The 9229-nt window shown below is 59.3% G+C and carries 5 protein-coding genes and 5 pseudogenes; 5 read left to right on the top strand and 5 right to left on the bottom strand.

The window, feature by feature from the left end; translation table 11 throughout:
- Nucleotides 1-382: 382 nt before the first annotated feature.
- Nucleotides 383-1396, bottom strand: a pseudogene (locus tag GWG67_RS38390) (IS110 family transposase).
- A 1378-nt stretch (nt 1397-2774) separates the two neighbouring features.
- On the opposite strand from GWG67_RS38390, the gene GWG67_RS38395 reads away from it, so the two are divergent.
- The 3 genes from GWG67_RS38395 to ccrA all read left to right on the top strand — a co-directional run bounded on the left by GWG67_RS38395 (nt 2775) and on the right by ccrA (nt 5531).
- On the top strand, nt 2775-3053 hold the full coding sequence (locus GWG67_RS38395) for an AMP-binding protein (protein ID WP_275174844.1): 279 nt from the start codon (nt 2775-2777) through the stop codon (nt 3051-3053).
- A 372-nt stretch (nt 3054-3425) separates the two neighbouring features.
- Nucleotides 3426-3740 (top strand): AMP-binding protein, encoded by a 315-nt coding sequence (locus GWG67_RS38400; protein ID WP_275174845.1) that lies wholly within the window; start codon nt 3426-3428, stop codon nt 3738-3740.
- A 516-nt stretch (nt 3741-4256) separates the two neighbouring features.
- Nucleotides 4257-5531: a crotonyl-CoA carboxylase/reductase gene (ccrA, locus tag GWG67_RS38405; RefSeq protein WP_275174849.1), complete on the top strand. Its 1275-nt coding sequence runs from the start codon at nt 4257-4259 to the stop codon at nt 5529-5531.
- A gap of 391 nt (nt 5532-5922) precedes the next feature.
- Here the strand turns inward: ccrA and GWG67_RS38410 are convergent.
- From GWG67_RS38410 to GWG67_RS38420, 3 genes and pseudogenes are all read right to left on the bottom strand, one after another.
- Nucleotides 5923-7015: pseudogene (locus tag GWG67_RS38410) on the bottom strand (amidase); the annotation flags it as partial.
- 236 nt (nt 7016-7251) lie between these two features.
- Entirely contained in the window at nt 7252-7494 is a 243-nt protein-coding gene (locus GWG67_RS38415; protein WP_275174846.1) for a DUF2274 domain-containing protein, read from the bottom strand.
- A gap of 5 nt (nt 7495-7499) precedes the next feature.
- A pseudogene (locus GWG67_RS38420) lies at nt 7500-7845 on the bottom strand (TrbI/VirB10 family protein); the annotation flags it as partial.
- On the opposite strand from GWG67_RS38420, the gene GWG67_RS38425 reads away from it, so the two are divergent.
- Nucleotides 7833-8102, top strand: a complete 270-nt coding sequence (locus tag GWG67_RS38425) for a hypothetical protein (RefSeq protein ID WP_275174847.1) — start codon at nt 7833-7835, stop codon at nt 8100-8102. The pseudogene GWG67_RS38420 and the gene GWG67_RS38425 overlap by 13 nt on opposite strands.
- On the opposite strand, the pseudogene GWG67_RS39195 reads toward GWG67_RS38425, so the two are convergent.
- Nucleotides 8076-8615 (bottom strand): annotated as a pseudogene (locus GWG67_RS39195) (ATP-binding cassette domain-containing protein); the annotation flags it as partial. The gene GWG67_RS38425 and the pseudogene GWG67_RS39195 sit on opposite strands and share 27 nt — an antisense overlap.
- Before the next feature lie 251 nt (nt 8616-8866).
- On the opposite strand from GWG67_RS39195, the pseudogene GWG67_RS38435 reads away from it, so the two are divergent.
- Nucleotides 8867-9115 (top strand): annotated as a pseudogene (locus tag GWG67_RS38435) (LLM class flavin-dependent oxidoreductase); the annotation flags it as partial.
- Nucleotides 9116-9229 lie beyond the last annotated feature (114 nt).

The raw sequence follows: 9229 nt of genomic DNA on the forward strand, positions 1-9229 counted from the left end.
GTTGTCGACGCCGTGAACTTCGAAGACATACTTCGCCAGATCTAGACCTATCCGAACGACCTGCATAACATCCTCCTTCGCTGCAGTTGACGCTTGAGATTCCACCGCGGCAAGGGCGGGGTCCATATGGCTCGGGGCAGCATGCTCGGATCGCTTGCGCTCATATGTCCGGCCTATTTTCGGGTCTTGCGACCACTGGCCAAGATGGGCTTCGCGGACGGTGAGCTCCAAACACGAGAGCGGCATTTGCTGCCGGTAAACCGAGCGGATTGTCTCACGTGACCGGCTCGCGCCGAACGTACCACCTCTTCCTTTCCTGCAAGTTCCGGCCCCCAGCGTCAGATCTGCCCGTCTGACGCCAAGCTCTATTTGTCGTTCAAGTCTATGTCGGCATTGGCATCGGTACGGCGCTCGCAGACCGGTACCGTTCGCCGCTAACCATCAGTTTCCAGCAATCCGCGCCAGCTTATTTGTTAACGCTATCGCCACCAGCTTCGGCAGTTTGCGCGCGAGCCTGTTTTTCAGCCAGGACCAAGGGCGACTCCCGCGTCGTCGCATATCCGCGATCACTGCCGTCGCGCCAGCTACCAAAACGGTTCGCAACATGCCGTCGCCGGCGCGGGTGATGACTCCGAGCCTATTCTTGCCGGCCGTCGAGTGATTCTTTGGTGTCAGGCCAAGCCACGAGGCAAAGTTTCTTGTTGACTTGAATCCGCGCGCATCCACGCCGATCGGACCAACTCCTGGAACGGTCGCAAGTCTTCGGCTCATCTCGCTGCTCCGATGGAGTTGCATAAGCTTCTTGTCGAGCGCAACGATCTGATCATCGACGCGCGCCATTCTGCAGCCAACGCCTCTATCAACTCCATCGCCAAGTCCAGGACTGTCGCATTAGCCTTAATATCGATCAGCAATTGAGGCGCCACGAAAGCCCCTTGGGCGCAGTAAAGCCGAACTCTGCGGCGTAGCCGCGGATCGAATTGGCGAGCTGGGTGCGCCTGCCAATGAACTGGTTGCGCACACGAGTTAGCATCTGTGCGCCCTGCTGCTCGGGACTTTTGATTGGCACAAACTTCTTCTGCAATTTCGATCGACTCGCCGCTTCGCAAATCGCCTCGGCGGCCGCGCATCGGATTTCCCACGCTGCACGTACGATTTGAGATATTGCGGCGGGATCATCGCCACCTCATGCCCCAGCGAACGCAGCTCCCTCGCCCAATAGTGCGATGCTCCGCAAGCCTCCATCGCGACAAGCGTAGGCGGCAAGCGGCCGAAGAACGCCAGAACCTGGTCGCGTCTCATTGCGTCGCAAGACCGGCTGCTCCATCCCGTCAACACCATGCAACTGAAATACGCTCTTTGACGTGTCCCAACCGATACGAACAATCGTTTCCACGGGTGGCTCCTTCGTTTGAGGTCATCGACGACCCCATCCTGCCACACAGACCGGCGGAAGGGGGCCGTCCACCCTAACACGAGAGCCCGGTGCGGCGGCAGCCGCACGCGCGCAGGCCGAGCAACTCCGCCTGGACTTGAATCGGCGGATCTAGATCTCCTCGCACGCAACCGGCAGCAGCTCAGCCCTTGAGCCTCGCTCGGAAGCTGCAATTGTAATGACCTCAACTGCGCTATGGTTGTATTTCTCTTGCAGCTGCGCGACATGGGGAATCTCCGCCCCACATCCGACGCACCAAGTCGCCCAAAACTCGACAGTATACAGCGTACCCAGCTTAAAGTTGCTGAGGGGCTCGCCACGAACCCAGCTTTCCGCCCTGATCGGAGGAGCTAGCGACTCCATACGAAGGATCACCTTGTTCTCCAAAGCTATTCCCAAAGCTTCGCGATTGTACGCGCAAGCTCGTCTGGCACTAAAACGGGGTACGAGTTCAATGAACGAGAGAGCGCGTCTGCATGCACTGCGCCTGACACTGCGTGCTGTGTCACTAGCAACGACCGTGCCAGCAGTACCAACGCACATACCGATCTGATTCGACCTAAGATAGTCTCGGCGGTTCAACATGGCGGGGTCATTGTCGCTGGCGGTCTCGTTCGCTGTCAGACATCGGACGCGGGTCGTGCGCTTCGGGCCGCGGGTTTTGTGCCCCGCCCATCATGACGATGATGGCGGACGTAACCGCCGGCGCGCGGAACCGGCAAATAGCTGTTATATGAGCCTCGCTCGCTCTCCCCGTCTGATCGCGCTCCTCCTACTCGGTATCCCTGCTCCGTAAAGAAAGCGCGGCGATCCGACGCTTGCGGTTTGTTGAGCGTTAGCCGATGAGGTTGCAAATCGCGACAACACCGTTGCATCGGAGCCGCTGGGTAAGCCCTGTTTATTTCGTGACCGGCCTTCCATCGTATAAAGCTCCGCTCCAGCGCCGGTCACAGATACCAATGGTGCCGAAATACGTTCGGGCGTCAAGAAGCTGTCCTGGCTGTTGATGATGGCGCTGCATAATGCACCGACCGTAAGGCCTATCTGCGCCAAGATGAATGAGCACGGCGCGACTGTTACAGCTAGCATGCAACGCCTTCACTACCAAGCCCGGCGGAGTTGCAGCGACCTGCAAACCATTTCGCTGGGCGTCAAGCCTCGAGGTGGGTAGTTTATCTGGGTGCCACAGCGTGGGACTCTGAGATCTCCCTCGCCATGGCGCGAAGGAGTTCACTATGACGCGAGCGGCCTGTAGGTGCCCGCTCAATCCGACTCCAATTCTCAAATACTCCTCTGAACTGCTGATCTCCCCGCTTCCAGTTCACAGAAGGGGCACACGATGGACGCAGCATCCCAAGTCTTTCTAGACGTCATTTCCGGCGAACAACGGCGCAGCCATCCTGATGTCGCTGATCGCGCCAGGCGCATTGCTGGCGGTCTCCATCGGCTCGGCGCGCGCCAGGGCGGCCGTGTCTGCATGTTGATGCGGAATGACATTGCGTTCATCGAGGTGGCCCATGCCGCTATCCAGCTCGGCGCCTATGCCGTACCTGTAAACTGGCATTTCAAGCGGGAGGAGATCGAATATATTCTGAAGGACTTCGCCGCATCGTCTTGATCGGCCATGCTGACCCTTTACACTGATTGGATGATGACATCCCGAACAGTGTCAAGGTCTTGAGCGTACCGCCTCTCCAGAAATTATCGTCGCCTCCCAGGTAGATCCTGAGCATCAGGGAAACCCGCTTTCGCAACAGATTTCGAAAAGTGGCTTGCGAGCAACCGCACTATTCGGGGGCCGCCGTACTGGAGCCGATGAGCATGATCTACACGTCCGACACAACAGGACATCCCAAAGGGGTGCGTCTTGCCGCGCCAAACCTCGAGCAGAATGCGGCCTTAGAGCGCGCGATGATCTATGGGCATGGCGCCCGGGCCCTCCTGCCAGGGCCACTCAATCACTCGGCGCCAACTTTTCTTCGGGATTCGCTTGAGCCGCATCGGTGGTGTTCTGGTGCTAATGCCGCGCTTTGAGTCCGAGGAGTTGTTGCGCCTGATTCAGTCAGAGAAGGTCGATACTATCTTAATGGCGCCAACCATGTTCGGACGCCTGTTGAAGCTGCCAAACAGTGTGCGCAAAAGATATGACTTGTCCTCGCTGCGTCACGTGATCACTGCGGCCGTGCCTTGTCCGGCCAACGTGAAGCGCGCGATGATCGAATGGTGGGGGCCAGTCATCTATGAGTTTTACGGCTCTACCGAGTCTGGCGAGGTGCCCCTTGCAAGCGCGTGCATCTCTGGATGAGCTGGAGCGCACGTTCCTGAGAACGATTCCATGTTCCGGCCGAGCAGATTATCGCATTTTGAACGTGCTTACTTTTCGCAGGCCCGAGCTGGCACACTCTTTGCTCATTGTGTGGCGAAGAGAGCTGTGACGGGTGCGGGCGCTTCGATGAGCCGTGGTGTTGATAGAGGCGACAAGGCCAAGCGGACGACGTCTATCACTGGAGTAGCGTATGTAGTTGCCCGTGCGGTTACTTCTAGATGGCTTAGTATTCGCGATAGTGCGCGTCATACTCTTTCTCAGTCGTGCCAATGATTTTGTGCTGTTGACCTTTCGAGGTGCTGATCGATTTGGCCGATCTTTGGGGTAGAAGGCGAACGAGAAGAAGCCGGTCAACTGGGTCAGCGCGCGCTCCCATGTTGCGACTGTGAATTCCGTCCATGCGTCCGTGTCAGGCCGATGGTGTGGGGGCAGGACCGGTCAGCGTTGTGCAGGAAGAATGACTAACAATTGCGAAGGAGCGTCACCGTGTCAACCATTGCTCACGAACTGTCACCACCAGCATCCTGTCGGAAGCAACTCTACGAAGTCGGTGAGATTCCGCCGCTTGGGCACGTCCCCGACCGCATGTACGCGTGGGCTATACGTCGCGAGCGCCACGGGCCGCCGGAGGCTTCAATTCTCGTTGAGGTCGTGCCTACCTGGCCGATTGCCGACGACGAGGTACTCGTTTTCGTGGCGGCCGCCGGCGTCAACTACAACGGAATCTGGGCCGCGTTAGGCAGGCCAATCTCACCGTTCGATATGCACAAATTCCAATATCATATTGCCGGGTCGGACGCGGCCGGGGTTGTGTGGGCGGTAGGAGCAAAGGTGCGGCGCTGGAAGGTCGGTGACGAGATCATCGTTCACTGCAACCAGGACGACGGCGATGACGAGGATTGCAACGGGGGCGAACCGCTCCTCTCGCCGTCGCAGCGGATCTGGGGATATGAGACCCCGGACGGCTCGTTCGCACAGTTCTGCCGCGTGCAATCACGACAGTTGATGCCAAAACCGGAGCACCTGAGCTGGGAGGAGGCGGCCTGTTACACACTAACCCTCGCAACCGCCTACCGGATGCTGTTCGGGCACGTGCCCCACGTCCTCAAGGCAGGCGACGACGTGCTGGTGTGGGGCGCATCGGGCGGACTCGGAGTGTTCGGAGTGCAACTCGCCGTCGTATCCGGTGCTAACGCGATTGGCATAATTTCTGAAGCCAGTAAAGCCGAATACGTTCTGGCACTCGGCGCCAAGGGTGTCATTAACCGCAAAGAATTCGACTGCTGGGGTACAATGCCCACGATAGATTCGCCCCAATATAAAACCTGGATCCAAGAGGTTCGGCGGTTTGGTAGAGCAATCTGGGATATCACGGGAAAGCGCGACGTCGACATCGTGTTCGAGCATCCAGGTGAGCAGACATTCCCAGTCTCAACCTTTATCGTTAGGCGCGGTGGCATGGTTGTGTTCTGCGGCGGGACCACAGGGCTCAATATCACATTCGACGCGCGCTACGTCTGGATGCGTCAGAAGCGAATCCAAGGATCGCATTTTGCCAATCTCAAACAGGCAAGTACGGCGAACCGCCTTGTACTCGATCGTCGCATCGACCCCTGCATGAGCGAGGTCTTCCCGTGGGAGGAGATCGCCCGAGCCCACACAAGGATGTGGAAGAACCAGCACAAGCCAGGAAACATGGCCGTCTTGATCAACGCGCCGCGGACCGGCCTACGAAATTTCAAGGATATCCTCGAGGCGGCCGGCGCTTGACCCGCAGCCCCGTTGCGTGGCCCACAGGATCTTGAATCCGAGTTCGCGGTGCAAGACAGTTATGTCACAGAATGCGACGGCACGAGATTTTTGAGTACTATGTGGATTGGGTCGCGATCGCCCCTGCAATCACACTGGCGTGTCGTCCAGCGTCACTGTTTCGATACGCAAAACCGTAATGACATTCACCGGGCAGGTACCGCCAGCGGTGCGGCCGAAAGCAAGACGCACAACTCGTCTGGGCGAGAGCCAACTGGCGATCGGCTTTGCGGTCCGCGGTGAGCCTCGCTGGCGACGGAGGCGATCTCGGATACGGAGAGCGCAGTCATCCCAAGTACTACCATACCTCGGCCGAGCGCTGCCACAGCGAAGTGAGCCATCGCGAATCTCATTGTGACGGCTCGACGATGGTTGCGGGTGACAAGAGCAGTCGTATTTCTTGAAAAACTCCATAGCACGCGCCGTCATTGCTACGCGCTGCGCCTCGGCGCGCTCAATCTGCCCGGCCTTAAGTTTCCGCCCTTCCTCCGATGTTCCAAATAACGTCGGCTTTCAGGAGACCGCGATTACCGCGCAACAGAGCCGCTTTACTGACGGCGAAATCGAAAGCGCGGAGCATGTGGAAGCACTCACGAGTTTCTCGAAAATCGGGATCAGCCTCTTCGACGATTGCGCCCACTTCTGCAAACCGGGCGGCCGCCATGCGCGTGATCGCCGCAACTTACGGGTCCACGGGCGTGATGCCGAAATCGGGAAATAGGCAACTCGCTTTGGCTTTTTGCCAGAGCGCGCGGTCGAAAGGAGGGACTTAGCGAGCTTAGGGAGTGATAACGGGTCGCCTGGATGCTCGCCGCTCATTGCATCCAACGTCAGGGCAACATCTTCGACGTTGCGCGCCATCGGTCCCGGCATACCGAGATTGCGGTCGATCTTGAATTTCGGTGTGTGCTACTCGCCCAATGCTGGGTCGCAGGCCTACCACGCTGCAGAAGCTTGCCGGATTCCGTAGCGAGCCACCCATATCCGAGGCATGCGCCAAGTTCCTGCGGCAAGGGCCACCGCAGTTCCGCCAGACGATCCGGCGGCAGAGCGCAGGGGGTTCCAGGGGTTGAGCGTTGGGCCGAATATCTCGTTGATGGTGTTGGCGCCGGCTCCGAATTCTGGCGTATCCGACCTAGCATAGATGACTGCGCCACTCTCTTCGAGGCGCTCGACGAGGATATCGGATCGAGCGGGGACGTTATCTGCGAACATTCGCGAGCCGTAGGTGTTGCGCACACTGACCACGTCCGTCAGATCTTTGATGGGCACTGGCAAATCGGCCAGGAGACCGCGCTCGCTGGCTGGCCGCCTCACAGCGTCTGAGCGTTCTTGCGCGCGCGATCGAAGCACAAGATTGGTAGCGCGTTGAGCTTGTCGTCGACCTCGGCAATCCGTTCTTCCAGCACATCCAAGAGATCTAGTGGCGTGACCTTCCGCACGATCGCTCCGCTCTATGAAGGAATGGCACTGCAGCCAACAGCGCTCTACCTAGATGTCGGCCGATCGAGCTGCGCGCCTCGCTGAGGCTGTCATAGGCCCGTATGGGGGCAAATTTTGCCGGCCTTGTACCGAGAGCTACGCGATGGCGCGGTGCCCAGCCGCTTCGAGTTTTCGGCCACTTAGCGCCCCGACAATAAAAACCTGGCCCTGCGGGATTCCTGAAGCTGCTCTCAGCGCGCTACCGCTCGCCTCCGATTGGAGGTAGACGCGCTCGGCGAGCTCTCCGAAATCTCCTGTCCGCAGCCATGAACCGCGCCAGCATGGGCGCAATGAGTTTAGATGGATCCTGGATTGGCTGGCCAGTCTCCTGGGCGAGGATTTCAGCGTAGGACACGAGATCGCGGTGCACGCTCGCAGGCAGTTCGTGTGTCACCTTGATGGGCTTATCGTCTTCGATGGCTCCGAGTTTGAGTTCTGTCATCGTCCTCACCCTCTGTACGGATCGAGCACCAAGTCACGGTTGACGATCACCCGCGCGGGAAATCCCGGACAAATCGTCGAGCTCGGCTGGATGTTGAGATTGCGGCGGACCACCTGCTGGCCCGGCTGGTTCATCGAGTCCCCCCGCCCCACGGCGTAGCGGAGCAATGAGGTCGCTGTTGGTGTTGCCAGTGTCCGTCCCCGAATTCACCTCTGTGCCAACGGCGAGCAGCGTCGAAAGCGCGGCTGCTCCCAACAACACCTTCCAATGGTTATCGACCTCATCCTCGAGCCCAGAGTAGCCCGCCGCGTCTGCACCTGGCTGCCGCTCCAGGACGATTGACCGCCCATTCGACGATATGTTTGATTCGCGCCGGCCGGAAGGTCATCACCGCCACGCGCTGGCCGAGCACCGACGGCTTCGTCGATGCCGTGGGTAATGAAGACGATCGTCTTGCCGGTCGCCTGCCAGATACGCAGGAGTTCGCCCAGAAGCGTCTCGCGTGTCTGTGCATCGAGCGCAGCGAAGGGCTCGTCCATCAGCAGAACCTCGGGATTGTAGGCGAGGTTGCGCGCGATCGCGACGCGCTGCTTCATGCCACCGGATAGCTCGTGTGGGAATCGTGTCTCAAATGCTGAAGGGCGACGAGATCGAGAAAATGCCGCGCGATGTCGTGCCGCTGCCTGGGCTTGAGACCGGCAATGCCGAGCCCGAACTGACATTCTCCGCGGCCGTGCGCCGTGGAAAACGGGCATATTGCTGAAACACGGTGCCGCGATCCCGTGCGGGCTCGGCGATCGCCGGCCATCGAGCAGGATGCGGCCGCTGGTCAGTGCCGTCAGCCCTACCAGGAAGTCCAGCAATGTCGATTTCCCGCAGCCGCTCGGATCGACCAGGGTCTGGAATTCCGCCGGAACCGACGTCGAATGTGATGTCCTGCAGGGCCGTGAAGCCGCCCCGCCCTCCCCCACGCGCAACGAATTCCTTGCAGACCTGTTCGAAGCTGCTGGACCTCCGCGGTCTTGCCAAGTCGGAAATAGTTGAACGCGTTGGTGTGAGTGTCTGAAGCGTTTATCTGTCCCGGTTTGAACAGACCATCCTTGACCAGCCAATCGATCCACACGTTGTTTATCTCGTCATCGGAGATCACCCCGGCCTTTTGGAGGCGACCCCGGCGCTTCTCCACTATTTGATCGATGAGGCGTCTTCTTGCGATGCGCGATGATCCTGTCAAACGGCGTGCGCACCTCGGCCGGGGGAGTGGTCTGCGCCCATTCGACTGCGCGCGAAACGCCCTCAGCCAGCTTGCGGGCGGCATTGGAGTGGTCATTGATGAATTTCTCGCGCACGACACCAGCGGTAAACTGGCCGAGGCGCGCGCGGCCATTGGGTGATTGCCGGCCGGCCAGAAAAGATCGCCGACATCATTCCGCACTGGTTCGAAGCTAGTGCCGCCGACGGGGTCAACCTCATGCCACTATTCCTCCGAGGCGGGTTCGGCCTGTTTGGGGAGCAGGTGGTACCGATCCTGCGGAAACGTGGACTGTTCCGACATGACCATACCGGCGCGATGCTATCGGAACACGGCCTGAGACGGCCGCGCTACGTAGTCGTCCGTTAAGAAGCCGAATTGAGCGAGAGCGGACAGGCAAGCGTATGCGATAGCTGGATCAGGCAGAGGCACAAGAGTTCTCTGAGCCAGGCGAGGATACGGCGGAAGTTGTGGCCGACTGCT

Origin of the sequence: Bradyrhizobium sp. CSS354 (assembly GCF_029051725.1) — a bacterium.
Lineage (GTDB): Bacteria > Pseudomonadota > Alphaproteobacteria > Rhizobiales > Xanthobacteraceae > Bradyrhizobium.